22 protein-coding genes are annotated in these 25,390 nt (G+C 70.7%); 16 read left to right on the top strand and 6 right to left on the bottom strand.

Annotated elements, in window-relative coordinates; all coding sequences use genetic code 11:
• Positions 1-34: 34 nt before the first annotated feature.
• The gene (locus ABZ470_RS04645) at positions 35-832 is read right to left on the bottom strand and encodes a protein phosphatase 2C domain-containing protein (RefSeq protein ID WP_352009731.1); all 798 of its coding nucleotides are present in this window, start codon (positions 830-832) and stop codon (positions 35-37) included.
• A gap of 84 nt (positions 833-916) precedes the next feature.
• On the opposite strand from ABZ470_RS04645, the gene ABZ470_RS04650 reads away from it, so the two are divergent.
• Positions 917-2,812 carry an N-6 DNA methylase gene (locus tag ABZ470_RS04650; protein WP_362909939.1) on the top strand — a complete coding sequence of 632 codons (1,896 nt, stop codon included), beginning with the start codon at positions 917-919 and terminating at the stop codon, positions 2,810-2,812.
• 24 nt (positions 2,813-2,836) lie between these two features.
• On the top strand, positions 2,837-3,730 hold the full coding sequence (locus ABZ470_RS04655) for a serine/threonine-protein kinase (protein WP_362909941.1): 894 nt from the start codon (positions 2,837-2,839) through the stop codon (positions 3,728-3,730).
• Positions 3,731-3,733: 3 nt separating this feature from the next.
• Here ABZ470_RS04655 and ABZ470_RS04660 read toward each other — a convergent pair whose 3' ends face one another.
• On the bottom strand, positions 3,734-4,348 hold the full coding sequence (locus ABZ470_RS04660; protein WP_352009734.1) for an NAD-binding protein: 615 nt from the start codon (positions 4,346-4,348) through the stop codon (positions 3,734-3,736).
• 134 nt (positions 4,349-4,482) lie between these two features.
• On the opposite strand from ABZ470_RS04660, the gene ABZ470_RS04665 reads away from it, so the two are divergent.
• The 5 genes from ABZ470_RS04665 (at position 4,483) to ABZ470_RS04685 (ending at position 8,723) form a co-directional block, all read left to right on the top strand.
• On the top strand, positions 4,483-5,757 hold the full coding sequence (locus ABZ470_RS04665) for a sensor domain-containing protein (RefSeq protein ID WP_352009735.1): 1,275 nt from the start codon (positions 4,483-4,485) through the stop codon (positions 5,755-5,757).
• The gene (locus ABZ470_RS04670) at positions 5,730-6,389 is read left to right on the top strand and encodes a response regulator transcription factor (RefSeq protein ID WP_362777202.1); all 660 of its coding nucleotides are present in this window, start codon (positions 5,730-5,732) and stop codon (positions 6,387-6,389) included. The genes ABZ470_RS04665 and ABZ470_RS04670 overlap by 28 nt, the downstream gene beginning before the upstream one ends.
• 100 nt (positions 6,390-6,489) lie before the next feature.
• Positions 6,490-7,635, top strand: a complete 1,146-nt coding sequence (locus ABZ470_RS04675) for an inorganic phosphate transporter (RefSeq protein WP_362909943.1) — start codon at positions 6,490-6,492, stop codon at positions 7,633-7,635.
• Positions 7,635-7,865, top strand: a complete 231-nt coding sequence (locus tag ABZ470_RS04680; protein ID WP_362777205.1) for a hypothetical protein — start codon at positions 7,635-7,637, stop codon at positions 7,863-7,865. The genes ABZ470_RS04675 and ABZ470_RS04680 overlap by 1 nt, the downstream gene beginning before the upstream one ends.
• A gap of 39 nt (positions 7,866-7,904) precedes the next feature.
• Entirely contained in the window at positions 7,905-8,723 is an 819-nt protein-coding gene (locus ABZ470_RS04685) for an MBL fold metallo-hydrolase (RefSeq protein WP_362909945.1), read from the top strand.
• Here the strand turns inward: ABZ470_RS04685 and ABZ470_RS04690 are convergent.
• A complete protein-coding gene (locus ABZ470_RS04690) occupies positions 8,718-9,848 on the bottom strand; it encodes a globin domain-containing protein (protein ID WP_362909947.1) in 1,131 nt (376 codons plus the stop codon). The two genes, ABZ470_RS04685 and ABZ470_RS04690, sit on opposite strands and share 6 nt — an antisense overlap.
• 4 nt (positions 9,849-9,852) lie before the next feature.
• On the bottom strand, positions 9,853-10,611 hold the full coding sequence (locus ABZ470_RS04695) for a pyridoxamine 5'-phosphate oxidase family protein (RefSeq protein WP_362909950.1): 759 nt from the start codon (positions 10,609-10,611) through the stop codon (positions 9,853-9,855).
• Between the two features lie 377 nt (positions 10,612-10,988).
• Between ABZ470_RS04695 and ABZ470_RS04700 the strand changes: the two genes are divergently transcribed.
• The 9 genes from ABZ470_RS04700 (at position 10,989) to ABZ470_RS04740 (ending at position 23,229) form a co-directional block, all read left to right on the top strand.
• Positions 10,989-11,072, top strand: coding sequence for a putative leader peptide (locus ABZ470_RS04700; protein WP_352001415.1), 84 nt, complete (start codon positions 10,989-10,991; stop codon positions 11,070-11,072).
• A 253-nt stretch (positions 11,073-11,325) separates the two neighbouring features.
• The gene (gene sfnG / locus ABZ470_RS04705; protein ID WP_352009742.1) at positions 11,326-12,459 is read left to right on the top strand and encodes a dimethylsulfone monooxygenase SfnG; all 1,134 of its coding nucleotides are present in this window, start codon (positions 11,326-11,328) and stop codon (positions 12,457-12,459) included.
• A gap of 62 nt (positions 12,460-12,521) precedes the next feature.
• Positions 12,522-13,739 carry an acyl-CoA dehydrogenase family protein gene (locus ABZ470_RS04710; RefSeq protein ID WP_362909952.1) on the top strand — a complete coding sequence of 406 codons (1,218 nt, stop codon included), beginning with the start codon at positions 12,522-12,524 and terminating at the stop codon, positions 13,737-13,739.
• 102 nt (positions 13,740-13,841) lie between these two features.
• Complete coding sequence (locus ABZ470_RS04715) at positions 13,842-15,047, top strand: SfnB family sulfur acquisition oxidoreductase (RefSeq protein WP_362909954.1); 1,206 nt, start codon at positions 13,842-13,844, stop codon at positions 15,045-15,047.
• A 326-nt stretch (positions 15,048-15,373) separates the two neighbouring features.
• Positions 15,374-18,646, top strand: coding sequence for a glycosyl hydrolase family 18 protein (locus tag ABZ470_RS04720; RefSeq protein WP_362909956.1), 3,273 nt, complete (start codon positions 15,374-15,376; stop codon positions 18,644-18,646).
• 389 nt (positions 18,647-19,035) lie between these two features.
• The gene (locus ABZ470_RS04725; protein WP_352009746.1) at positions 19,036-19,569 is read left to right on the top strand and encodes an LmbU family transcriptional regulator; all 534 of its coding nucleotides are present in this window, start codon (positions 19,036-19,038) and stop codon (positions 19,567-19,569) included.
• 138 nt (positions 19,570-19,707) lie between these two features.
• Positions 19,708-20,733, top strand: a complete 1,026-nt coding sequence (locus tag ABZ470_RS04730) for a TauD/TfdA family dioxygenase (RefSeq protein ID WP_362909958.1) — start codon at positions 19,708-19,710, stop codon at positions 20,731-20,733.
• A complete protein-coding gene (locus ABZ470_RS04735) occupies positions 20,730-22,451 on the top strand; it encodes a non-ribosomal peptide synthetase (RefSeq protein ID WP_362909960.1) in 1,722 nt (573 codons plus the stop codon). Before ABZ470_RS04730 ends, ABZ470_RS04735 begins: the two co-directional genes overlap by 4 nt.
• A gap of 22 nt (positions 22,452-22,473) precedes the next feature.
• Complete coding sequence (locus tag ABZ470_RS04740; protein WP_362909962.1) at positions 22,474-23,229, top strand: alpha/beta fold hydrolase; 756 nt, start codon at positions 22,474-22,476, stop codon at positions 23,227-23,229.
• A gap of 4 nt (positions 23,230-23,233) precedes the next feature.
• Here the strand turns inward: ABZ470_RS04740 and ABZ470_RS04745 are convergent, their stop codons facing one another.
• Both ABZ470_RS04745 and hppD read right to left on the bottom strand, forming a co-directional pair.
• On the bottom strand, positions 23,234-24,322 hold the full coding sequence (locus ABZ470_RS04745; RefSeq protein ID WP_352009750.1) for an alpha-hydroxy acid oxidase: 1,089 nt from the start codon (positions 24,320-24,322) through the stop codon (positions 23,234-23,236).
• Positions 24,319-25,389, bottom strand: coding sequence for a 4-hydroxyphenylpyruvate dioxygenase (gene hppD / locus ABZ470_RS04750; RefSeq protein ID WP_352009751.1), 1,071 nt, complete (start codon positions 25,387-25,389; stop codon positions 24,319-24,321). The genes ABZ470_RS04745 and hppD overlap by 4 nt, the downstream gene beginning before the upstream one ends.
• Position 25,390: the final 1 nt, after the last annotated feature.

Raw genomic sequence — 25,390 nt, forward strand, 5'->3', positions numbered from 1 at the left:
GGCGGGCCGGCCTCCGATCCGCCCGCCGTACCGGTCACAGGGACAGTCTTCGCTCCGCCGCGGCGCCGACGACGAACCGGTTCGCGGAGGCGGGGTGGGCGCCGAAGTCGGCCACGACACAGGTGATGTTGTCGGGCCCGCCACCCCGGTTGGCCAGGTCGATGAGCCATCTGGCCGCCTCGTCGGGGTCGCCGATGTCGGTCAGCGTGTTGAACAGGGTCTCCGGGCCGACCACGGCGGTCAGGCCGTCCGAGCACAGCAGGTAGCGGTCGCCGACCTTGGCCTCGCGCAACGACAGGTCGAGCTCGCCGTCTCCGGTGCCCTCAAGGACCCGTAGCACCATGGAGCGGCGTGGGTGCTCGGCCGCCTGCTCCGGAGTGATCCGCCCGTCGTCGACCAGCGACTGGACCAGGGTGTGGTCGTGGGTGATCTGGTAGAGGGCGCCCTCGCGCAGCATGTAGGCGCGGGAGTCGCCGACGTGGGCCAGCGCGAAGGAGGCGCCGTCCCAGAGCATGGCGGTGAATGTGGTTCCCATCCCCCGCAGGGTGGGGTCCTGCTCGCTCCTCTCCCTCAGCGCGTGGTTGACGTCCCGCGCGGTGTTCTTGATGGTGGTCACCAGATCGACGCCACTTTGCGGGAGACTGTCGTCCAGTGCCGCCAGGGCCGTGACGGCCAGGGAGCTGGCGACCTCCCCGCCGGCGTGACCGCCCATGCCGTCCGCTATGGCCAGCAGGCGCGCGCTCGCGTAGCCCGAGTCCTCGTTCGCCTCACGGCGGACGCCGACATCCGAGCGGGCGGCATAGCGCAGTGCCGGTGCTTCGTTCAGTGCCATGAAGGCAGTAAATCATTGGTTGAAGCACTTCACAAGCAAAGCTGTTGTAGACCGCTGCGGCACAGTGAACTACTCTGGCCCAGTATGGAGGAGAGCCAGGAGATCACGGTGAACGCGGGCGACATCGCCCGGCTCGCCTCCGTCGGCCGTGCCGCGGTCAGCAACTGGCGCCGCCGCCACGACGACTTCCCCCAGCCGGTCGGCGGAACCACCTCCAGCCCGCTCTACTCCCTGCCCGAGATCGCCGCTTGGTTGCGCCGTAACGGCAAGACCTTCGAGGTCTCCCTCGGTGACCTGGTCTGGCAGCGGCTGCGCACCTCGGCCGACGACCTGCGCCTCGGCGACCTGGTCGGCGGCGCCGGGGCCTTCCTGCTGTTCCTGCACCGTGAGCCCCGGGCCTGGCGTGAGCAGGGCAGACGCGCCCTGTCCCGGATCGCCGAGGTGACCGCCGACCTGCCCGGCGTCCCGGCACGCGTCGACGACCCCGCGCTGCTGCGCCTGGTCGCCGAACTGGCCGCCGAGCTCGGGCCGCTGCCCGCCTTCGAGTTCCTCTGCGAGCGCTACGTCGAGGCCCACTCCCGCAGGCTCTCGGTCACCAGGGACGACGTCGCCGCGCTCATGCACCGGCTGGCCGTGCAGGACGGCGGAACGGTGCTGGACCCGGCCTGCGGGGTCGGGACCCTTCTGCTGCACGCGGAGAACGCCCTCGGCCAGGAGATCAACGAGACGAACGCGCTGCTCACCGCGGTCAGGCTGCTGCTGCGGGGGACGAGGGCGCGGATCGTCGCGGGTGACTCGCTCCGCGAGGACGGCCTGTCGGACGAGCCCGCCGACGCCGTGGTCTGCGACCCGCCGTTCAACGAGCGCGCCTGGGGTTACGAGGAGCTCACCGGCGACCCCCGCTGGGAGTACGGCCTGCCGCCGCGCGGGGAGTCCGAGCTGGCCTGGGTGCAGCACTGCCTCGCCCGCGTACGGCCCGGCGGCCTGGTGGCGATCCTGATGCCCGCCGCCGCGGCGAGCCGCCGTCCCGGCAAGCGGATCAGGGGCAACCTGCTGCGCGCCGGGGCGCTGCGTGCGGTGGTCACGCTGGGCGCGGGCGGCCCCGACCTGTGGCTGCTGCGCCGTCCCGACGGGGAGAGGCCCCCCTCCCAGCTTCTGGTGGTCGACGCCAGTGAGAACCTGTCGGTCGTCGAACCCGCCTGGCGGGCCTACTGCGACGACCCAGAGGCCGAGATGACCGGCGAGAGCCGTACGGTGCGGATCATCGACCTGCTGGACGACGAGGTGGACCTCAGCCTGGCGCGCGTCCGCCCCCAGCAGGGCGGCCCCGACTTCCTGCGTGACTTCACCGGGGCGCTCGACCGCTTCAGGGGCACCTCGGCGAGGCTCTCCGGCGCGCCCTTCGCCCTCGAACCGCTCACCGAACGGCAGGACCTGCCGACGACCACCGTGGGCGAGCTGGTCAAGGCGGGCCTGATCACGATCCTGCAGGCCCCGCCGAAGATGTCCGTCGAGAAGGGCCCGCTGCCGGTGCTGACCGCGGAGGACGCCGCCCTGGGCACCGCCCCCTCCGGCAGGACGACCCCTGACCCGGCGCCGGTCATGGTCACGCCCGGAGACGTCGTGACGACCGTCATGGGCGCGGTGCGGGTGGTCACGCACGGCGGGGCCGCGCTCGGCCCGCAGCTCACGCTCTACCGGGTCGATCCCGAGCGGCTCGACGCGGACTTCCTCGCCGGTTTCCTCCGTTCGGCGGACGCGGCGCGAATCCATCCCAGCTCAAGCCGCCTCGACGTACGGCGGGCCAGGGTGCCGATGCTTCCCCTGGTTGAGCAGCGCCGTTACGGCGCCGCCTTCCGTGAGCTGTTCGCCCTTGAGGACAGATTGCGCGAGACGGCGGCGCTGGGGGAAACCTTGATCCGGTTAGGCTTTGACGGACTGGTCGACGGTCATCTGCGGCCGTGCGACCAAGGAGTGTGATGTTCCGCGGGCTTGGAGGACCGGATGGTCATCGGCGACCGGTACGTGCTCGACGACCTCCCGCTCGGCCAGGGCGGCATGAGCGCCGTCTACGCGGGGCACGACAGGCATCTCGACCGCAGGGTCGCCGTGAAGTTCCTGCGGCTCGTCACGGGTCCTGACGAGGAGATGAAGCGGCGCTTCCTGCGTGAGGCGCGCATCCTGGCCAGGCTGGAGCATCCCGGCGCGCCCGTCCTGTACGACTTCGGCACCTTCGACCACCGGCTGTTCCAGGTGATGCAGTTCATTGCGGGCGTCACCGTGGCCGACCTGCTCAGCGAGCACGGCCCGCTGCCGGTTCCCTGGGCCGCCACGATAGCCGCGCAGGCCTGCGCGGTGCTGGTCGCGGCCCACGCGCTGAGCATCTACCACCGCGACCTCAAGCCGACCAATCTGATGCTCTGCCCCGACGGCAGCGTCAAGGTGCTGGACTTCGGGCTGGCCGTGCTCCGTGAGACCGGTTCGGCCCAGTTCACCCGGGTTGGGCAGATCCTCGGGACGCCCGCCTACATGGCCCCTGAGCAGATCCAGAGCGGGATCGTCGGGCCCCGCAGCGACCTGTACGCCCTGGGCTGTGTGATCCACGAGATGCTGACGGGCGAGCAGTTGTTCACCGGCCCGACGGAGTACGCCGTGTTCGAGCGCCAGGTGAAGGAGCGCCCGCCCCCCGTCGGCGGCGTCCCCGCCGAGCTGAACCGGCTGATCCAGGACCTGCTGGAGAAGGACCCCGAACGGCGTCCCCCAGGGGCCGACGTCCTCTACGAACGGCTGCAGCCCTTCGCCGTGAACCCGCCGATGCTTCCCGGCTTCCTCAACCCGCCCTCGGTGCCCAGCCCGGGGCGGATGTACGCCCGGATGGTCGGCCGCGTGCTGGCCTGACGTTCAGGGGGCCGCGTCGACCGGCCTGCGGCACACGTACGCGATCCCCGGCGGGATGTTCCGCCAGACGGGCCCGGTGATCAGCACCTCGTCGAAGACCGCGCGCAGCCGCCGGCGCAGCGCCCTCGCCCCGGCCAGCGGCAGCGCGTGCAGGTAGGTCACGGTCGTGAACGCCCCGCCCGGGGCGAGGGCCCCGCTGATCTGGCCGAGGATGCGCTCCTGCACGTCGCCGGGGAAGAACGACCACGGCAGCGTGCTGACGACCGCGTCCACCCGCTCGACCCCCGCCTTGGCCAGCAGGGTGCCCAGGTCGGCGGCGTCGCCGTACAGGGTCTCCATCCACGGCCTGGTCCTGCGCAGGTGCGCGGCGAGGTCGGGGTCGATCTCGACGGCCAGGTGGCGGGAGCCGGGGGCCAGCCGTGCGTGGATGACCTCGCTGATCGGGCCGGTGCCGGGGCCAAGCTCGACCACGACCGACGCGTTCCCCGTGGGGACCACCGCGCTGAGCGCCCTGCCCAGGACGGGGGAACTCGGCGCGATCGCGCCGACGACGTGCTGTCTGCGCAGCGCGGCCGACATGAAGGCCCGCAGGTCCGGGCGTACGGCTGTCTGGTTCATGGCCCCCATGACACCGTCGCCGGGGTCGTGGACACAGGACGCCAAAGCCTAGTTTTCCGGGTATATCTGGCTATACCCCTATAAGTGGGGTTGCTCTCCTGGGGGCCTCCGCTCCGGGGACGTAGTGTCGTCGGATGCAGTCATCGGCGGCGTGGCGGGCCCTCACCCGGTGGGACCTGGTGCTGACCTCCTGGCCGTGGCGCTCGCTCGCCTACCTGGTCACCGGCGTGCTCGTCGGCGAGGTCGTCCTGGTGGTCTTCCTGCTGGGCCTGTTCACCGGGACCGTCCTGGCCGCGGTGCTGATCGGCGTGCCGCTGCTGCTCGTGCTCGCCCTCGGCGGCATACCCGTGGCCGCGCTCGAACGCCGCAGGCTGCGGATCATCGATCCGGACCCGGCCCCGACCCCGCACCGCGCCGCGGAGTCCTCGGGGGTCGTCGCGTGGCTGCGGTTGCGGCTGCGGGAACAGGCCACCTGGCGGGAGCTCGGCTACCTGGTCCTGATGGTCACGGTGCTGTGGCCGATCGAGCTGCTGGCGGTGACCTTCGGCCTGGGCATGCCCGCCACGATGGTCCTGACCCCCGCCCTGCGCTCGCAGACGGGAGACGTCAGGGTGCTGAGGTTCTGGCTGGTCGACAACGACCTGTCGGCGATGGCCGCGCTCGCCATCGGCTCGCTCTGGCTCCTGCTGGCCCTGTACCCGCTGACGCTGCTCGCCCTGGCCCACGGCGCGCTGGCCAGGGCGATGCTGTCGCCGAAGGAGATCGACGCGGGACGGCGGCTCGCCGAGATCACCCGGTCGAGGACCCGGCTGGTCGCGGCCTTCGAGTCGGAGCGGCGCCGGATCGAACGCGACCTGCACGACGGCGCGCAGCAACGGCTGGTCGCGCTGACCATGACGCTCGGCATGGCCAGGCTGACGGAGGGCGAGGAGACCGCCGAGCTGGTCGCGCGGGCCCACGGCCAGGCGAAACTGGCCCTGGCCGAGATCCGCGACCTGATCAGGGGCATCCATCCGCAGATCCTCACCGACCGGGGCCTGCCCGCCGCCGTCGCCGACGTGGCCGACCGGTCGCCGATACCCGTCGACGTCTCGGTCACGCTGCCGCGCCTGCCCGAGGCCGTCGAGTCGGTCGCCTACTTCGTGGTCTCCGAGGCGCTGGCCAACGTGGCCAGGCACAGCGGCGCCGCCCACGCCCGGGTCGAGGGCCGTCTCGACGGCGGCCTCCTGGTGGTCGAGGTCGGCGACGACGGCACGGGCGGCGCCGACCCCGCCAGGGGCAGCGGCCTGGCCGGTCTGGCCGACCGCGTCTCCGTCGTCGACGGCAGGCTCATGCTCTCCAGCCCCGCCGGGGGCCCTACCCTGCTACGTGTGGAGATCCCTTGCGTACCGACCGACCCCTCGACATAGTCCTCGCCGAGGACGGCGTCCTGCTGCGCGAGGGGCTCGCCGGGCTGCTGACCCGCTTCGGGCACCGGGTGGTCGCCTCGGTCGGCGACGCCGACGGCCTCGTCGAGGCGGTACGGGCACACACCCCTGACGTCGTGGTCACCGACGTGCGGATGCCGCCCGGCTTCACCGACGAGGGACTGCGGGCCGCGGTCGCGCTGCGCGCCGCCGACCCCCGCCTGCCCGTCCTGGTGCTGAGCCAGTACGTCGAGCAGACCTACGCCAGCGAGCTGCTCGACTCCGGCGACGGGACCGGGGTCGGCTATCTCCTCAAGGACCGGGTCGGCGACGTCGAGGAGTTCGTGGACGCGCTGCACGGCGTCGCCTCCGGCGGCACGGTCGTCGACCCCGAGGTGGTCAGGCAGTTGCTGCGCCGCCGCCGTGACCCGCTCGGCAGGCTCTCCCCGCGTGAGCGGGAGGTGCTGGCCCTGATGGCGGAGGGCCGTTCCAACGCGGCCATCGCCAGGGGGCTGGTGATCTCCGAGGCCGCCGTCGGCAAGCACATCGGGAGCATCCTGACCAAGCTCGACCTGCCGCCCGCCGAGGACGACCACCGCAGGGTCCTGGCCGTGGTGACCTACCTGCGCGGCTGACCTCCATGGCCCGTGGACAAGCAGGCATATAAAGAATGAATTTTCCAGTTAAGGCCGGACTTTAAGGGTCATTGCCGCCTAAAAGGTCAATACAGCTGTTATGGACTCCAACACCGTACTGCTGGGAGTCGTGGTGGCCACCGCCCTGGCCTTCGACTTCACCAACGGATTCCACGACACGGCCAACGCGATGGCGACCTCCATCGCCACCGGCGCCCTGCGCCCCAAGATCGCCGTCGCGCTCTCGGCGATCCTCAACTTCCTCGGCGCCTTCCTCTCCCTGGCCGTCGCGGCGACCATCGCGACCGGCATCGTCGAGGCCGGAGCCATCACCCTCACCGTCGTCTTCGCCGGACTCGTGGGCGGTCTGGCCTGGAACCTCCTCACCTGGTACTTCGGCATCCCCTCCAGCTCCTCCCACGCGCTGATCGGCGGAGTCGTCGGGGCGACGCTGATCGCCGCGGGCCCCTCGGCCGTGAAGGCGGTCGGCATCGTCTCCAAGGTGCTGATCCCCGCCGTCCTGGCGCCGCTGGCCGCCATCCTGGTCGCGACCATCGGTACCTTCCTGGTCTACGTCATCACCAGGAACGTTCCCGAGGACATCCGCGGCAGAGGGTTCAGGATCGGCCAGATCGGGTCGGCCTCACTCGTCTCACTCGCCCACGGCACCAACGACGCCCAGAAGACCATGGGCATCATCACCCTCGCCCTGATCGCCAACGGCACCCTCGGCAAGGACGCGGGACCGCCGCTGTGGGTGATCGTCTGCAGTGCGAGCGCCATCGCCCTGGGCACCTACCTCGGCGGCTGGCGGATCATCCGTACCCTCGGCAAGGGGCTCACCGAGATCGAGACGCCGCAGGGCTTCGCCGCGGAGGGGTCCTCGGCGGCGGTCATCTTCGCCTCCTCCCACTTCGGCTTCCCGCTGTCCACGACGCACGTGTGCGCCGGGTCGGTGATCGGCTCCGGCCTCGGCAAGCGACTGGCCGAGGTGCGCTGGAACGTGGCCGGTCAGATGGCCACCGCGTGGCTGCTGACGCTGCCCGCCGCCGCCCTGGTCGGCGCCGTCGCGTGGAAGGGCGCCGACCTCATCGGCGGGGCGGGCGGGGTGACCGTCGTCTTCCTGCTCGCGCTGCTCGGCGGCCTCGGCCTCTACCTCGCCTCCCGCCGCAGCACGGTGAACGCCGCCAACGTCAACGACGAGTGGACCGGACGCACCCCCGCCCCGGTCAAGGAGGCCGTGTGATGAACGCCTACCTCGACCTCGACGCCCTGTGGCGGGTCCTGGTCGCCGCCCTGGCCGGTGGCGCGGGGCTCGTCGCGGTCTTCTCCGTCGCCCTGGCCGGTCTGGCCGCCGCCCGGCCCACCTCGGCCGGAGGCGGCGGACGTCCCCTCGGCTGGGTCGTCGCGGTGGCCGGTTTCCTGGTCGTCGTGAGCGGTGTCGCCCTCGGCATCTGGGTGATGCTGCACAAATGAGCCTCCCGTACGGCCCGGCCGCGCGGGCCGTACGGGAGAATGCCGTCCGTGGAGGGACGTTGGATCGAGGTCGCCGACCGGGTGCTGGTGCGGCGGCACAGTGAGCTCGACCTGTCCGTCGGGCTGGTCCTCGGCGACGGCGGCTGCCTGGTGGTCGACACGCGGGGCGACGCCCGGCAGGGCGCCGAACTGGCCGCCGAGGTACGGAGGATCACCCCGGATCCGTGGACGGTGGTGATCACCCACTCGCACTTCGACCACAGCTTCGGCACGGGCGCCTTCCTCGACTGCCCCGTCTGGGCGCACGAGGCCTGCCGTGGCGACCTGGTGGCGAACGGTTCGGCGGCCAGGGACACCTGGGCGCGGTGGTACCGCGACCAGGGGCGGGACGACGTCGCCGACGACATCGCGGGCACGGAGATCGCGCTGCCCGACCGCCTGGTGAGCTCGGGGGCCGAACTCGTCGCCGGAGGCAGGAGGGTCGTGCTGGCCCACTTCGGTCCCGGCCACTCCGGCAACGACCTCGTGGTCCACGTGCCTGACGCGGACGTGGTCTTCGCCGGTGACCTGGTGGAGAACGGCGCGCCGCCCGACTACGAGGACGCCGCTCCCCTGGCGTGGCCCGCCGCCCTCGACGGGCTGCTCGGGCTGCCCGGGACCACGGCGGCGACGACGGTCGTTCCCGGCCACGGCGACCCGGTCGGGCGCGGGTTCGTCGTCGCCCAGCGTGCGGAGATCGCCGCCGTCGCCGACCTCTGCCGCCGGGTCGCCTCGGGCGAGCTGGACCGGGAGCACGCCGTACGGCTGTCGCCCTATCCGCGCGAGACGACCCTCACCGCCCTTGACCGTGTGTCATGAGGGCACGAAGCTGGGGGCCTCCCCGCTGAACTCGCTGTGCACGCGTTCACCGCGCACCCCCATGGCCAGCAGCCGCGCGGTCGTGTGGCGCACCATCTCCGGCGAGCCGCACACGTAGACGTCCCCGTCGGGGATGACCCGGTGGTATTCGAGGGCGTCGACCGCGGTGTGCCTCGGCCAGTGCTCGGGTTCGTCGGAGACGGCCTGGATGATCCGCAGACGCTTGTGCTGTGCCCGCAGGCGCCGCAGGTCGTGCATGTCGTAGGCCTCGGAGCTGTGCCGTACGCCGTGGAAGAGGTCGATGGAGGGGCGCTCCGGCGACCACGCCGACTCCTCGACGAGCGCCTTGAGCGGGGCGAGGCCGGTGCCGCCCGCCAGGAACACCAGGTGCGGGGTGCGCGCGTCGTTCAGCGAGAACGTCCCCCTCGGCGGGCCGATCAGGACGATGTCGCCGGGCTGGGTGTGCCGGACCAGCGCCGTGCTGACCCATCCGCCCGGCACGGCCCGCACGTGGAAGGACAGGCGGTTGTCGTGCCTGGGCGCGTTGGCGATCGAGTACGGCCGCCACACCTTGGGCCACTGCCCGGTCTGCAGGGTGGCGTACTGACCCGCCCTGAAGGGGTAGGGCTGGTCGGGCTCGACGTTGATCACGGCGATGTCCCGGGTGCGCATCTCGTGCGAGACGACCGTGCCGATCCAGGAGGGCGGCGCGTGGACGGCGTCCTGTTCCGCGGCCTGGATCATCACCTCGGCGACGTAGCGGTAGGCGCTCATCCACGCCTCGTCGTAGGCGGGCAGCCAGGCGCCGTGGGCGTTGGCCCGCATCGCGGCCACCAGGCAGTGGCCCAGCGCGGGGTAGTGCTCGGGGCGCACGCCGTACTTGCGGTGGTCCCTGGCGAGCTGGCCGAGGTAGTCGTCGAGCGGCTCACCGTTCTCCAGGCTGAGCACCACCTGGGTCAGCGCCTTGAGCAGACGGTCGCGCTGCACGTCCATCGCGGGCGGGAACATCTCTCTCACCTGCGGATACTCGGAGAAGAGCCTGCCGTAGAAGTGCATGGTGACCTTCTCGGCCACGGGGGCGACGAGCAGCCAGCTGTGGCGGATCAGCCCGATGTCGATCATCATGTCGTCACCCGGCCGGCTTCCCCGCCTTTTCCCTTTCCCTCTCGGCGGGCCACTCCCTCTCGGCGGGCAGCCCTCTTTCGATGGATCTCTCCCTTTCGGCGGGCCGCTCTCCACGGCGGCCGACACCGAAGTGGTCCTCCCCCGCCGGTCTGCGCCGCGCTCCGTGCCGGCCTCCGCGTTCCTGCCTGGCCAGCAGCGGGATGTGCTTCGAGCAGTGGATGTAGGCCTCCTCGACCTCGATCCTGACCCAGCGCTCGGCCCTGCGTCCCGGGGCCGTCATGTCCTCGTCGGCCAGACCGTGGCGGCGGGCCGCGTCGTAGGCGGTGACGATGGTCGCCGAACCGTTGACGTGCAGCCCGACGAGTTCCTCGAAGAAGTCGACGAACAGCAGGCTGAGGTGCGGGTTCTCCATGATGTTGCCGAGACTGGCGAGCACACCGTTGCCGCGGAACTCCGGGTAGGCGAGCGTGGTCTCGTCGAGGACCCTGACGAATCCGGGAGGGCCGGCGCGGAAGGTCGTGTCGCAGTTTCCCGAGGCGTCGGCCGTACCCACGAAGACCATCTCCTGGCGGGCCACGAACTCCCTCATCCGCGGCGTCAGCCGGTCGGTGACCTGGCGTTCGTAGAACCTCTTCGCCCTGTCGCGGGTGGCGAACAGGAGCTGGAGCACGTGTTCCCCCCTCGAACCGGGGAGGTGGTCCCCGTCGTCCAGGCCGCCGCGCGGCGTGTACTGGTCCATCAACTCGACATCGCTCCCATCCATCGCGGACCCGTGGTCCGCGACGCGATCTGTGACATGGGCACGCGCCGGTCCTGCCTCCGGCGGGAGCCGCCGGAGGAGGTCTGTGCCCGCTCCGTGCCCGCTCCTTGCCCACACAGGCGTTGGAGCCTAGACCACAAATCGTGCATGTCTTGAATGTTTACGAAACTTTCCTTCGGCTGTCACATCGGCCACTTCAGCCACAGCCGTCCCCGGTACCCGATGCCCGTGCGACCAAACACGGCCTCGCCAACTTCTTGTGACGGCCCCGCCCCGAGCCGGGTCGTCACACGTGTTTCGCCGAAATTAACAAAAAACACAGGAGAGAAAAAACAAACAGCTTCTCGACTGCCGGTGACGACTCGGCTACTCTTACTCGCATGACGAAGCGACAGGCCCTGACGCGGCGGCGGCACGTCGATCTCGCCCGCGTCTCCAGCGCCATCTGTCGTCCCCAGTCCTGAGAGCCCTTCCCCCTCTCACCCCCTCCCACCAGGCATTTCCCCCTTTCTCCGCCTGGCGTTCACGGCGTCGCCCCTCTTCCCAACCGCCTTCGGAATTCCCCTTCCAAGCGGTACGGCATCGCATGTGAATTCGCCATGCCAATTTCCCGACCCCCTTTTCTCGTCCGTCGTGAACGGTATTTCCCCATGCCGTGAACGACGACCACCCGGTTTTCTCCGTCATGCCCTCCCTCCATGTGCCGGGAGCCTTTCGATGTCCGCACCACCCTCCACAGAACCCGTGCGATTCGCCTACTGGGTGCCGAACGTCAGCGGCGGCCTGGTCACCAGCCGGATCGAACAACGCACCGACTGGAGCTACGAGTACAACCGTGACCTGGCCGTCCTCGCCGAGGAGAACGGCTTCGACTACGCCCTGAGCCAGGTCCGCTACATCGCCGGCTACGGCGCCGAGTACCAGCACGAGTCGACCGGCTTCAGCCTGGCCCTGCTGCTGGCCACCCGGCGGCTGAAGGTCATCGCCGCGGTCCACCCCGGCCTGTGGCATCCGGGGGTGCTGGCCAAGTTCGGCGCGACCGCCGACCACCTCTCCGGCGGCCGGTTCGCGGTGAACGTCGTCAGCGGCTGGTTCAAGGGCGAGTTCACCGCCCTCGGCGAGCCGTGGCTCGAACACGACGAGCGCTACCGCCGCTCAGAGGAGTTCATCCGCGCCCTGCGCGCCATCTGGACCGAGGACCACGCCGAGCTGGCCGGGGACTTCTACCGGATCCGCGACTTCTCCCTCAAGCCGAAGCCGCTGAGTTCCGCGGGCCGTCCGCACCCGGAGATCTTCCAGGGCGGCAACTCCACCGCCGCCCGCGCCATGGCGGGCCGGGTCTCCGACTGGTACTTCAGCAACGGCAGGGACTTCGACGGCGTCGCCGAGCAGCTCGCGGACGTGCGCGCCGCCGCCGAGGGCGTGGGGCGCCGCCCGCCCCGCTTCGGTCTCAACGGCTTCCTCATCGCCCGCGACACCGAGGCCGAGGCCCGCGAGACCCTCAGGGAGATCGTCGCCAAGGCCGACACCGAGGCCGTGCGCGACTTCGGCGACGCCGTCAGGCAGGCGGGCCGTTCGACCGCCGACGGCAGGGGGATGTGGCAGGACTCGACCTTCGAGGACCTGGTCCAGTACAACGACGGGTTCCGCACCGGCCTGATCGGCACCCCCGAGCAGGTCGCCGAGCGCATCGTCGCCTACCGGCGGCTCGGCGTCGACCTCCTGCTGCTCGGCTTCCTGCACTACCACGAGGAGGTCGAGTACTTCGGCAGGCGGGTGCTGCCGCTCGTGCGCGAGCTGGAGTCCCGGCTGCCCGGGAAGGAGAGCGAGCCCGCCACGCTCGGCTCCTGACCGCACCACCAGCCCCCCGGAACAGCGAACCCACGACCGTCAGCCCGAACGAGAGGTCCGTCATGACCGCCGTCACTCCTTCCGCCTGGCAGACAGAGCCCTTCCCCGACAGCCCGCAGGGCTGGATCGACCGGGCCGCCGAGGTGGCCGCCGTGCTCTCGACCGACGCCGCCGCCCGTGACAAGGCCGCGGCGACGCCGTACGCCGAGGTCCGGTTGTTGAAGGACTCCGGGCTCGTCACCCTGCTCGGGCCCGCCGAGCACGGGGGCGGGGGCCAGAACTGGCCGACCGCCTACCGCGTCGTCCGTGAGATCTCCAAGGCGGACGGCTCCGTCGGCCAGCTGCTCGGCTACCACTACCTGTGGAACTGGGCGGCCAGGCTGGTCGGCACCCGTGAGCAGTGGGAGCACGTCGAGGCGGAGGCCGCGCGCAACCGGTGGTTCTTCGGCGGCGCGGTCAACCCACGCGACAACGACGTCGTCGTCACCGAGGACGGCGACGACCTGGTCTTCACCGGGCGCAAGTCCTTCTCGACGGGCAGCAAGGTCTCCGACGTGACCGTCCTGGAAGGGGTGCTCGACGGGACGCAGACGCACATCTTCGCGATCGTGCCCTCCGACAGCCCGGGGCTGACCTTCCACGACGACTGGGACAACATCGGCCAGCGGCTCACCGAGAGCGGCAGCGTCACCCTCGACGGCGTCCGGACCCCATGGGCCTCGGCGGCCGGTTTCGTGGACCGGGTGTTCCAGCCCCGCGTCTACAACACCCTCAACGTCCCGACGATCCAGCTCGTCTTCGTCAACCTCTACCTCGGCATAGCGGCGGGCGCCCTGGAGACGGCCGCGACCTACACCAGGACCAGGTCCCGTTCCTGGCTGCACGGCGGACACGACAACGCGGTGGACGAGCCGTACGTCATCGACGCCTACGGCGAGCTGACCTCCAGGCTCTGGGCGGCCGAGGCGCTGGCCGACCGGATCGCCGAGGAGGGCGAGAGGCTGCACGGCGACCCGGACGCGGTGACCGAGGCGGCGCGCGGGGAGTTCGAGGTGCGGGTCGCGGCGGCCAAGGCCGTGGCGACCGAGGTCTCCCTTGAGGTGACCGGCCGGATCTTCGAGGTCACCGGCGCGCGGGCGACCTCGAGCGCCGAGGGCCTGGACCGGTTCTGGCGCAACGTCCGCACCCACACCCTGCACGACCCGGTCGCCTACAAGCGCCGGGAGGTCGGGCGTTTCGTCCTGACGGGCGAGATTCCCGAGCCGACCTGGTACTCCTGACCCCTCCGCGCCGGTGACCGCGGGCCCGGTCGTGGCCGACACGGACGGCCACGACCGGGCACGCCCCGGTTCTCCCTGTACCGACCCCCTGGAGATCCCGCCGTGACCGCTCATGTGACCGCTCATGTGATCACCGACGACGCCGAGGCGCTGGAGACGGCCGGGAGGCTGGCCGCCGAGTTCCGCGCGGGCGCCTCCGAGCGGGACTCGGCGAGGAAGCTCCCGCACGCCGAGGTGGAGCGGCTCTCGGCGAGCGGGCTGCTCGGCGTCACCGTTCCCGCCGACCACGGTGGCGCCGACATCCGCCACGAGACACTGGCCGAGGTCTTCCGGCTGCTGGCCTCCGGCGATCCGAGCCTGGCGCAGATCCCGCAGAGCCACTTCGTCTACGTCAACGTCCTGCGCCGCCAGGGCACCCCGGCGCAGCGGGAGTTCTTCTTCGCCGAGGTGCTGGCGGGACGCAGGTTCGGCAACGCCCAGTCGGAGGCGGGCACCAGGCACGTCCAGGACATCCGTACCAGGCTCGTCCCGGCACCGGACGGCTCGTTCCTGCTCAGCGGCGTCAAGCACTACTCGACCGGGGCGCTGTTCGCGCACTGGATCCCGGTGCTCGCCCGTGCCGAGGACGACACGCTCCACGTCGCCTACGTGCCACGCGAGGCGCGGGGGCTGACCGTCGTCGACGACTGGGACGGCATGGGCCAGCGCACCACGGCGAGCGGGACCGTCAAGCTCGACCGGGTCGAGGTGCCCGCGGACCGGGTGGTGCCGCACCACCTGACCTTCCAGGGGCCGCAGCTGCACGGCGCGGTCGCCCAGCTGCTGCACACCGCCATCGACGTGGGGATCGCCGCCGCGGCCCTGGCCGAGGCCGCCGAGTTCGTCCGCACCAGGAGCAGGCCCTGGTTCGAGAGCTGTCACGAGAGCGCGGCCGACGACCCGCTGCTCATCCAGCGCTTCGGTGAGCTGGGCGTTCAGCTGCGCGCGGCCGAGGCGCTGCTGGCGACGGCCGCCAGGACCGTGGACGCCGCGGGCACGCCGGGGGCCGGGCTCACCGAGGAAAGCGCGGCCGAGGCGTCCATCGCGGTGGCCGCCGCCAAGGCCTTCGCCGCGAGCGCCGCGGTCGACATCGGCGGCGCCCTGTTCGAGCTGGCCGGAACCCGCTCCGCGCTGGACGGCCTCAACCTGCACCGTTTCTGGCGGGACGCCAGGACCCACACCCTGCACGACCCGGCCAGGTGGAAGGTGCAGCACATCGGGCGTTACCTGCTCAACGGCACCCTGCCGCCCCGGCACGGCCTGCTCTGACCTTCTCCGGCGCGCCCTCTCTGGACCGTCCTCCGCGGTCGCGCGCCGTACGGGATCTTCGTGGCCCGTAATCCCCGGTGTCCGGATGGATATGTCCGGACATATAGAAAAACCGAGGGTTGACGGTGTATGTCAGCGCGAGTAGCTTCCCGAATTAAATAAGAAGGTTTCTTGTTTGTTGCTTCCCTGACGAGCGGATTCACCCGCCCGCCGGGAAGGTCACACGCGCGCGCGAACTATCTCGGGGGACACCTTTTTAGCTGCTTCGCCAGAGAGGAAGCACGATGTCCCGTCTCCGTTCATGGAGAGCAGTCGCCGTTGCGGTCATGTACGCGGCCGCAACGGCGGGAATGGCCGCGGTCGGTGCGCCCGCCGCGCACGCCGCGGCATCGCTGACCGCCAAGTTCTCCGCCTCCGACCGCGGTACCTGGTGGCAAGGAACGTACGAGGTGAAGAACGCCGGCGACTCGGCGGCGACCACCTGGACCCTCGAATTCGACCTCAACTCCGGCCAGTCCATCGGCAACTGGTGGAACGGCACGCCGACCATCAGCGGCAGCCACGTGACCGTCAAGCCCGGCAGCGGCAACGCCAACGTTCCCGCGGGCGGAAGCACGGGCGGCAACAGCTTCGGCTTCGTCGGCATGGGGCCGACCACCCCGCCGGCCAACTGCAAGATCAACGGCAACCCGTGTGAGGGCGGCCCGCCACCGGACACCCCGCCGACCGCGCCGGGCAAGCCCGTCGCGACGCCGACGACCAACAGCGTCGCCCTGACCTGGGCCGCCTCGACCGACGACAAGGGCGTCGCGGGCTACGACGTCTACCAGGGCACCTCCAAGGTCACCTCGGTGGCGACCACCTCCGCGACGGTGAACGGCCTCACGCCCGACACCGAGTACACCTTCTCCGTCAAGGCGAAGGACACCGCGGGCCAGGAGTCGGCCTCCTCCCCCTCGACCACCGTCCGCACCCTCAAGGACGACACCCCCGACACCGAGGCGCCGACCACCCCCGGCACGCCGACCGTGAGCGGCAGGACGACCACCAGCATCACCCTGCAGTGGGGTGCCTCGACCGACAACAGGGGCGTCACCGCCTACGAGGTCTACAACGGTGACTCGTCGGCTTCCACTGTGACGGGGACGCCGCCGAACACGACCACCACGATCAACGGGCTGAGCGCCGACACCGAGTACACCTTCAAGGTCCGCGCCAAGGACGGAGCGGGCAACCAGTCCGGCTTCTCCGGGACCGTCACCGCCCGCACCGACAAGCCGGACACCGAGGCGCCGACCACCCCCGGCACGCCGACCGTGACCGGCAAGACGAACACCAGCATCACCCTGCAGTGGGGCGCCTCGACCGACAACAAGGGCGTCGTCTCCTACGAGGTCTACAACGGCAACTCCTCCGCGACCGTCGTGACCGGAACCCCGCCGGGTACGACCGCGACCGTCAGCGGCCTGACCGAGGACACCGAGTACACCTTCAAGGTCCGGGCCAAGGACGCCGTCGGCAACCAGTCCGACTTCTCCGGAACGGTCACCGGCCGCACCGACAAACTGCCCACCGACCAGTCGGCCTGCCGTCCCGACGGCCTCTACCAGTCTCCCGGCGTGACCGGCGTGCCGTACTGCACGGTCTACGACAACAACGGTCGCGAGAAGATGGGCGCCGACCACCCGCGCCGCGTGGTGGGCTACTTCACCAGCTGGCGCACCGGCAAGGACGGTTCCCCGTCCTACCTCGCCAAGGACATCCCCTGGGACAAGATCACCCACATCAACTACGCCTTCGCCCACATCGACGGGCAGGGCAAGGTCTCCGTGGGCTCCCCCAGCGCGAACAACCCCTCCATCGGCATGGAGTGGCCGGGCGTCGCCGGGGCCGAGATGGACCCGGCCTACTCCTACAAGGGCCACTTCAACCAGCTCAACAAGTTCAAGAAGCAGCACCCCAACGTCAAGACGATCCTGTCGATCGGCGGTTGGGCCGAGACCGGTGGCTACATCGACGACAACGGCGTCCGGCAGGCCTCCGGCGGCTTCTACACGATGGCCAGCTCGCAGTCGAGCATCAACACCTTCGCCGACTCGGCCGTGAAGTTCATGAAGGACTACGGCTTCGACGGTGTGGACATCGACTACGAGTACGCGACCTCCGCCCCCAACGCCGGTAACCCCGACGACTTCAGCTTCTCCAACCCGCGCCGGGCGACGCTGATGGCGGGCTACGTCAACCTGATGAAGACCCTGCGGCAGAAGCTGGACGCCGCCGCCGCGGCCGACGGCAAGTACTACCTGCTCACCGCGGCGACCACCGCCTCCGGCTGGATCCTGCGCGGCAGCGAGACCTACCAGGTCACCCCGTACCTCGACTACGCCAACATGATGACCTACGACCTGCACGGGGCGTGGAACCACTTCGTCGGCCCGCTGCAGGCCCTCTACGACGACGGCAGCGACGCCGAGATGAAGTACTGGAACGTCTACGGCACCTACAGCGGCATCGGCTACATGAACGGCGACTGGGCCTTCCACCACCTGCGAGGCGCGATGCAGGCGGGCCGGATCAACCTGGGCGTCGGCTACTACAGCCGGGGATGGCAGCGCGTCACCGGAGGCACGGACGGCCTCTGGGGCACCTCCGACCTGCCGGACCAGAACAACTGCCCCGAGGGCACCGGCGGCAAGATCGGTTCCAAGGTGCCGTGTGGTGACGGCGCCATCGGCATCGACAACCTCTGGCACGACCTGGACAAGGCGGGCAAGGAAGTCCCGGCCGGCGTCAACCCGGTCTGGCACTTCAAGAACCTGCAGGAGGGCAAGCAGGGCAGCTACATCACCCAGTACGGCCTCACCCCGGACACCGACCCGACCGACCGCATCTCGGGCACCTACGTCCGCAAGTACTCCTCCTCCATGGTCGCCCCGTGGCTGTGGAACAACGACAAGAAGGTCTACCTGTCCACCGAGGACGACCAGTCCATCCAGGCCAAGGCCGACTACGTGGCCAACAAGGGCATGGGCGGCATCATGATCTGGGAGCTGGCCGGCGACTACAAGTACTACCCCGAGCGTGACGGCGGCAAGGGCGAGTACTTCATCGGCGACACCCTCACCACCAAGATCTACAACACCTTCAAGACGGCCGCGCCGTACGGGAACCTGAAGGCCGGCACCAAGACGATGCCGACCGAGACCCTCAACGTCCAGGCCGAGCTGTACGGCTTCGCGGTCGGCGACGCCAACTACCCGATCTCCCCCAAGTTCAAGTTCACCAACAACTCGACGACCACGATCCCCGGCGGCGCCACGATCGAGTTCGACTACGGCACCTCCGCCCCGGCGACCATGACCCAGCAGACGGGCTGGACGCTCTCGGTGGTCTCGACCGGGCACACCGGGCCGAACGTCGGCGGCCTCAAGGGCGACTTCCATCGGATACGGCTGACCGTTCCGACCTGGGAGAGCATCGCCCCGGGGCAGTCGAAGGAGGTCCAGCTCAGATACGACCTGCCCATCGCGACGCCGTCCAACTTCGTCGTGACCTTCGGCGGGAAGTCCTACCGGATGGCCGCCGACAACCCGCGGTGATCTCTCCGGTGATCTCCCGGTGATCCGGGAACCGCACCTTCGCTGACACGTTCCGCCCGGCCACACGGCCGGGCGGAATGTTTTTCCGCCCTTATCCAGCATTATCCATATTGCTTACCTGTTGGGTCGGCAGCCAATAAGACCGTCCCACAACCCACATTGCATGCGCACTCAAAAACACGGTTCACGGTGATATTGACCGAGCTTTACAACATGAGTGGCAATCTGGTATTAGTTAAAATATTGTTCCGCCTGTTCATATCAGGGAGGACGTGTTGGCTGGGCGCCCAGGTGCAACGAAAGGCGCGACCCGGATCCAACCGAAAAGGAATTCCATCGGAGAAAAGAATCATCACAGGGGTTCCGACGACGCCTACGGAGGCGTCCAGGTGACCCCCGTCGGTCTTCGCATCCCAGCGGAGTTGCCCTACGAACTCTGGGAGAAGGCCGGTTTCCGGATTTCCGCGGTCGCCAACTCTTCCACATGGTGTCTCGGCGACTGGCTCGCCTACGGCCGGTCCCGCTACACCGACAGATACCGAAAAGCCATCGAGGCCATCGGCCTCGACTACCAGACACTTCGCAACTACGCCTGGGTCTCCAGGAGGGTCGACCTCTCCCGCAGACGCGACGGGCTGAGCTTCCAGCACCACGCGGAGGTGGCGTCACTGCCTCCCGAGGAGCAGGACCACTGGCTCGACCAGGCGCAGCGGAACGGATGGACACGTAACCGGTTGAGGCGGAACCTCGCCGCCCTCCGCCAGGAGAAACCAGAGGCCGAAGGAAAGCGGGTCTCACTCGAACTCAGGCTGGGCGCCGACCGCATCGCCCGTTACCAGGAGGTCGCGGGCCAGTCGCAGACCAGCCTCGAATCCTGGATCGTCGAACAACTCGACACCGCGGCCGCCGCGTTTCTCGGCTGAACGGACCATCCGGGCGGACGACGCCGTCCGTAAATCTCAACAGGGGGCGAACGGCCTTCCCCTCTCGTTTTCCGGCCCGGCGCTCCCGTCATGTCCACGGTCTCTCCAGGCCCGACCGAGCGCGAAAGGACATCGGAAATGAGATCAACGCCGGAAGGAACGACCGGCGAACTCGACTGGGAGGTCTCCGAGGGGAAACCGGTGTCCGCGTGGCTCACCGGCCCCGACGACATCGCCGGGACCTGCGACCGGCTGAGCGCCCTCCTGCCCGAGTTGCGCGCGGCCCTGGCCGAACACGGCGCCGTCCACCTCCGGGGCCTGCCGCTGAAGGGCGTCGAGGACTTCGCGAGGGTGCGGGACGTGCTCATCCCCAGGCACACGCCGTACCGGGAGAAGGCGACGCCGCGCAGCGACCTCGGCAGCGGGGTCTTCTCCTCGACCGACCTTCCCCCCTCGCAGCCGATCATGATGCACAACGAGAACAGCTACACCCTGACCTTCCCCGGGCTGCTGCTGTTCGCCTGCCTGACCGCGCCGGAGGAGGGCGGGGCCACGCCGGTCGCCGACTGCAGGAAGGTTCTGCGGAACGTCCCCGCGCCCCTGGCCGAGAAGGTCCGGGCCTCCGGCTGGCTGCTGAGACGCGGCTACTCCGAGCACATCTCGACCGACTGGCGCACCGCCTTCTCCGCACAGGACAGGGGCGACGTCGAGCGCTACTGCGCCGACAACCTCATCGGCCACCGGTGGCAGGACGACGGGAACCTGCGCACCAGCCAGCTGCGCCCCGGCGTCATCAGGCACCCGCGCAGCGGGGAGGAGGTCTGGTTCAACCACCTGGCCTTCTGGAACGAGTGGTCCCTGGACGAGGAGCTCAGGGAGGTCCTCGTGACGGAGTTCGGGCGGGACGGCCTGCCGTTCAACACCGCCTTCGGCGACGGCGAACCCCTGACGCGGGACGACCTGGAGGACCTGCGGGCCGCCTACGAGGCGGCGACCGTACGCGAACGGTGGCGCCCCGGTGACCTGCTCATCGTCGACAACGTCCTGACGGCGCACGGCAGGGACCCCTTCCGCGGCGACCGCAGGATCGTGGTGGCGATGGGCGAGCCCGTCGACCTCCTCGACTGCGCGCCGACCGTCCAGCCCGCGGCCGGTCAGCTGTGAGCGGGCAGGAGCGGGACCTGCTGAGCCGTTTCTCCGCCACGGTCCGGCACGCGCCCGACCGGCCCGCGGTGCGCCACGGGGAGACCGTGCTCGACTTCGCCGAACTCGACGCCCGTACGGCCCGGCTCGCGGCGGCGCTGCGCGACCTGGGCGCCGGGCCGGGCCACCGGGTCGGGGTGAGCCTGCCCAGGGGCGCCGACCTGGTCGTGGCGCTGCTGGCGGTGTGGCGGGCGGGCGCGGCCTACGTCCCGCTCGATCCCGTCTACCCCGCCGACCGGCTCGCGTTCATGGCCGAGGACGCGGAGACGCGGATTCTGCTCCACACCGGTGAACGTCCCTCGTGGGCGGGTGGAGCGCGTTGCCTCACCCCGGATGCGACCTCGGGCAACGACGGGGCCTTGGACCTTCCGTCCGCCTCGGCCCCGGCGTACGTCATCCACACCTCGGGCTCGACCGGCAGGCCGAAGGGGGTCGAGGTGTCCCGGAGCTCCGTGGCCTCCATGGTCACCGCGCTCGAACGCTTCGGCGCCTACGCCGACCGTCCCCGGGTGGTCGCCTGGAACGCCAGCGTCTCCTTCGACGCCTCCGTGCAGCAGTGGGTCAGGGTGTGCCGGGGAGACACCCTGGTCGTGCTCGGCGAGCAGGACCGCACCGACCCGGCCCGGCTGCGCGCCCTGCTCGACGAGCACGCGGTGACCGACCTCGACCTGACCCCCTCACACTGGGAGACCCTGCGCGAGGAACTGCTCACCCCCCGCCCCGACGGACGTGTGCTGCGGCTGTTCCTCGGCGGCGAGGCCGTACCCGAACGGACCTGGCGGGAGATCGCCGGCTCGGAGCACGTGGAGGGGCTGAACCTGTACGGCCCAACGGAGTGCACGGTCAACGTCACCACCGCCTGGATCACCGGCGCCGGGCCGCACATCGGACGGCCACTGTCCGGCTGCCACGTCCACGTGCTCGACGACGCCCTGCGCCCGGTGCCGCCCGGCGTGACCGGGGAGGTGTACGTCGCGGGCCCCCGCCTGGCCCTCGGTTACGTCGGCAGGCCCGCCCTCACCGCGGAGCGGTTCGTCGCCGACCCGTTCTCCGCGCCCGGCGCCCGGATGTACCGCACCGGCGACCTGGCCTCCCGCGCGGAGGACGGCACGCTGCGGTTCGCAGGGCGGGCCGACGGCCAGGTGAAGGTCCGCGGCTTCCGGATCGAGCCCGGCGAGATCGAGCACGCCCTCGGCGCCCACCCCGACGTGGCACGCGCCGTCGTCACGCTCCGCGGCGACCGGCTGGTGGCCCACGTGGTGCCCGTGGAAGGCCGCGAACCCTCCCCGGAACGGCTGCGGGAACACCTGGCCACCGGGCTGCCGGAGTTCATGGTGCCCTCCGCCTTCGCCCTCGTCGAACGCCTCCCGCTCACCCCGAACGGCAAGCTCGACGTGGCCGCCCTCCCCGAGCCCGTGTGGGCCGCGGAACCCGGGGAAGCGCCGCGGGGCGAGTTCGAGGAGCTGATCGCGGGCGTGTGGGCGGAGGTCCTCGGCCGGGACGGGATCGGCCCCGACGACGACTTCTTCGCCCTCGGCGGCCACTCGCTGATGGCCATCCGGGTGGTCGCGCGGCTGCGCAGGAACCTCGGCGTCGTCGTGCCGACCCGGCAGGTGTACCGGCATCCGCGCCTGCGCGACCTGGCCGGCTACGTCGAGTCGCTGCACCGCAACGGCTGAGGACCACGAGAGAGGAAAAAGCGTGGACACCATCGTGGTGCGCCCCCGGCACCGGCCCGAGGCGACGCGGGCACTCGTCTGCCTGGGTTTCTGCGGCGGCGGCGCGGGCCCCTACCTGGGGTGGGCCGACGTCGTGCCGCAGGATGTGTCCCTGGCCGCGATCTGCTACCCCGGCAGGGAGGGCCGTTTCGCCGAGGCGTTCGCCACCGACTGGGACGAACTGGCCGAGGACGCGACCGCCGCCGTGCTCGCCGCCGCCGACCGGCCGTACGTCCTGTTCGGGCACAGCATGGGCGGCTGGATGGCCTTCGACGTCGCCTCCCGGCTCGAACGGCACGGCGGCAGGCCCCCCGAGGCGCTCGTCATCTCCTCGACGAACGCGCCGAGCGGCGGCCTGCGCCCCAGGGACATGTTCCCCGCCCAGGAGGAGACCGACGAGCAGTTGCTGCACTGGATGAGCGTCAACGGCCTGCTGCCCGCGCACGTGCTCGACGACCCTGACCTGAGCGAGATGGCGGTCGAGCTGATGCGCGCCGACATCAAGGTCCGCGACTCCTTCCGTCACCGGGCCGGGACACGCGCCCGGGTTCCCCTGCAGGTGCTCACCGGCGCCGCCGACGACGTCATCGAGCCCGAGGCGACCGAAAGGTGGCGGGAGCTGGCCGAGAGCGCCTTCCGGCACGACAGGCTGCCCGGTGGCCACTTCTACACCCCGGACGTCTGGGCGAGGCTGCCCGCGTTCATGGCGCCGTTCGCCGGGGATCCGCCCGGGGCGTGAGCGGTCAGAGCAGGACGGTGCCCAGGGTCCGGGCGGCGGAGAGGTCGGCGCAGCCCGTCAGCAGCATGGCCTCACGCAGCTCGGCGCGCAGCAGGTCGAGCACCAGCCCGGCCCCCGCCTCGCCGTCCATCGCCAGCCCCCACAGCAGGGGACGGCCGAGCAGCACGCCGGCCGCGCCGTACGCCAGCGCGCGCAGCACGTCGGTGCCGCTCCTGACCCCGCTGTCGAACAGCACCTCGCACCGCCCGGCGACCGCCTCGACGACCCCCGGCAACGCCACGATGGACGGTACGGCCCCGGCCAGCTGACGACCGCCGTGGTTGGAGACGACCACGGCGCTCACCCCGGCCTCCACGGCCCGTACGGCGTCGCCCGGGTCGAGGACGCCCTTGAGCACGACGGGCAGGCCGGTGTGCCCGCGCAGCCAGGCCAGGTCGTCCCAGCCGAGCGTGTTCTCGAACATGATCCCGGTGTGGGAGGCGACGGCCGACTCGTGCGGCATGGGGACGTGCGCGGCCGACCCCGTCCCCTCGGGGAGGTTGGCGGCGACGACCGAGGCGGGCAGCGTGAACCCGTTGCGCATGTCGCGCGGTCGCCGCGCGGGCACCGGCACGTCCACGGTCAGCACCAGCGCCGTGCAGCCCGCCCGTTCCGCCCTGGCCAGCAGGTCGAGCACGAGCCCCCGGTCACGCAGCCAGTAGAGCTGGAACCACAGTGTCCCGGCGACCGCCGCGATCTCCTCGATCGGGACGCTGCTCAGCGTGGCGGCCGTGAACGGGACGCCCGCCTTCCCGGCGGCGCGGGCCATGGCGAGCTCGCCGTCAGGATGGCACAGCCGCTGGTAGGCCATGGGGGCGACGGCGACCGGCATCGCCGCCGTGCCGTGCAGCAGCCGTCCCGCCGTGTCGGCCCCGTCCGCCGAGGTCAGCACCCTGGGCACCAGGCGCACCCGGTCGAGGCAGGCGCGGTTGGCCGCCTGGGCGGACTCGTCGCCGCCTCCCCCGGCGACGAAGTCCCGGATGTCCGGCGGCAGGAGGTCCCCGGCGAGCCGTTCGACGTCCGCGACGCACACCGCCGCGTCCCCGGCGTTCACCGGGCCTGCCTGTTGCGCTGGATCTCCACCGCGGTGTAGAGGGCGTTGATGTTGCCGCTGCCGAAGGTGCGCGCCCCGGCCCGTTCGATCACCTCGAAGAAGAGGGTGCCGCGCGGGTGGACGCTCCTGGAGAAGATCTGCAGCAGCTGGCCGTCCTGGTCCTGGTCGACGAGGATGCTCAGCGCGCGCAGCTCGCCGAGGGAGTGCCTGGCCAGCCGCAGCCGCTCCGGCACCAGGTCGTAGTAGGCGCCGGGGGTGCCCAGGAACTCGATGCCGTTCTCCCGCAGCGTGCCCACCGCCCTGACGATGTCGCCGGTGGTGAAGGCGACGTGCTGGATGCCCGCCCCACCGTGGTCCTTGACGAACTGGTCGATCTGGCCGGGGTCGCGTGACACGTCGGGTTCGATCAGGGTGAGCGTCACCGCGCCGGAACGGCTCTGCACCACCTTCGAGTCCATGGCCTGGCGTCCGACGACGATGCGCTGGGTGAACACCATCTCGAAGTCGAGGGCCGTCTCGTAGAACTCGACCGTGGGGTCGAGCTGCCCGGCCTCCAGGCAGACGGCGAAGTGGTCGACCGTGCCGAGCCCGGCGTGTCCCGCCGGGTGCCGTTCCCCGGTGGCCGGGAACAGTCCGGGCAGGACACGCGGGTCGGTCGTGGGCGGGCGCTGGACGAAGGTGTGCAGGACGTCCGCGAAGCCGACGATCGAGGCGGTGACCACCCCGTCCCGTACGGCCGGTGGTGTCACGGGCCGGGCGCCGCGCCGTACGGCCTCGGTGTAGGCCGCCTCGGCGTCGCAGGTGCGCAGGGCGATGTCGGAGACCCCGTCGCCGTGCCGTTCCACGTAGGCGGCGGCCGGGTGGTCGGCGTCGCCCGCCTGGGTCAGCACCAGCCTGATGTCCTGGCAGCCGAGGGCGACGGTGAGGGCGCCCCCGGTCTCGGGGGGTTCCTCGGATCGGGCGTAGACGGTGAAGCCGTAGCGGTCGACGAAGAGTCTGGTCGTCTCCGCCAGATCGGCGACGGAGAATCCGACGTGGTCGACGGACAGCTCCTCGAAAACTGTCATC

The organism is Streptosporangium sp. NPDC020072 (genome assembly GCF_040631445.1).
Taxonomy (GTDB): domain Bacteria; phylum Actinomycetota; class Actinomycetes; order Streptosporangiales; family Streptosporangiaceae; genus Streptosporangium.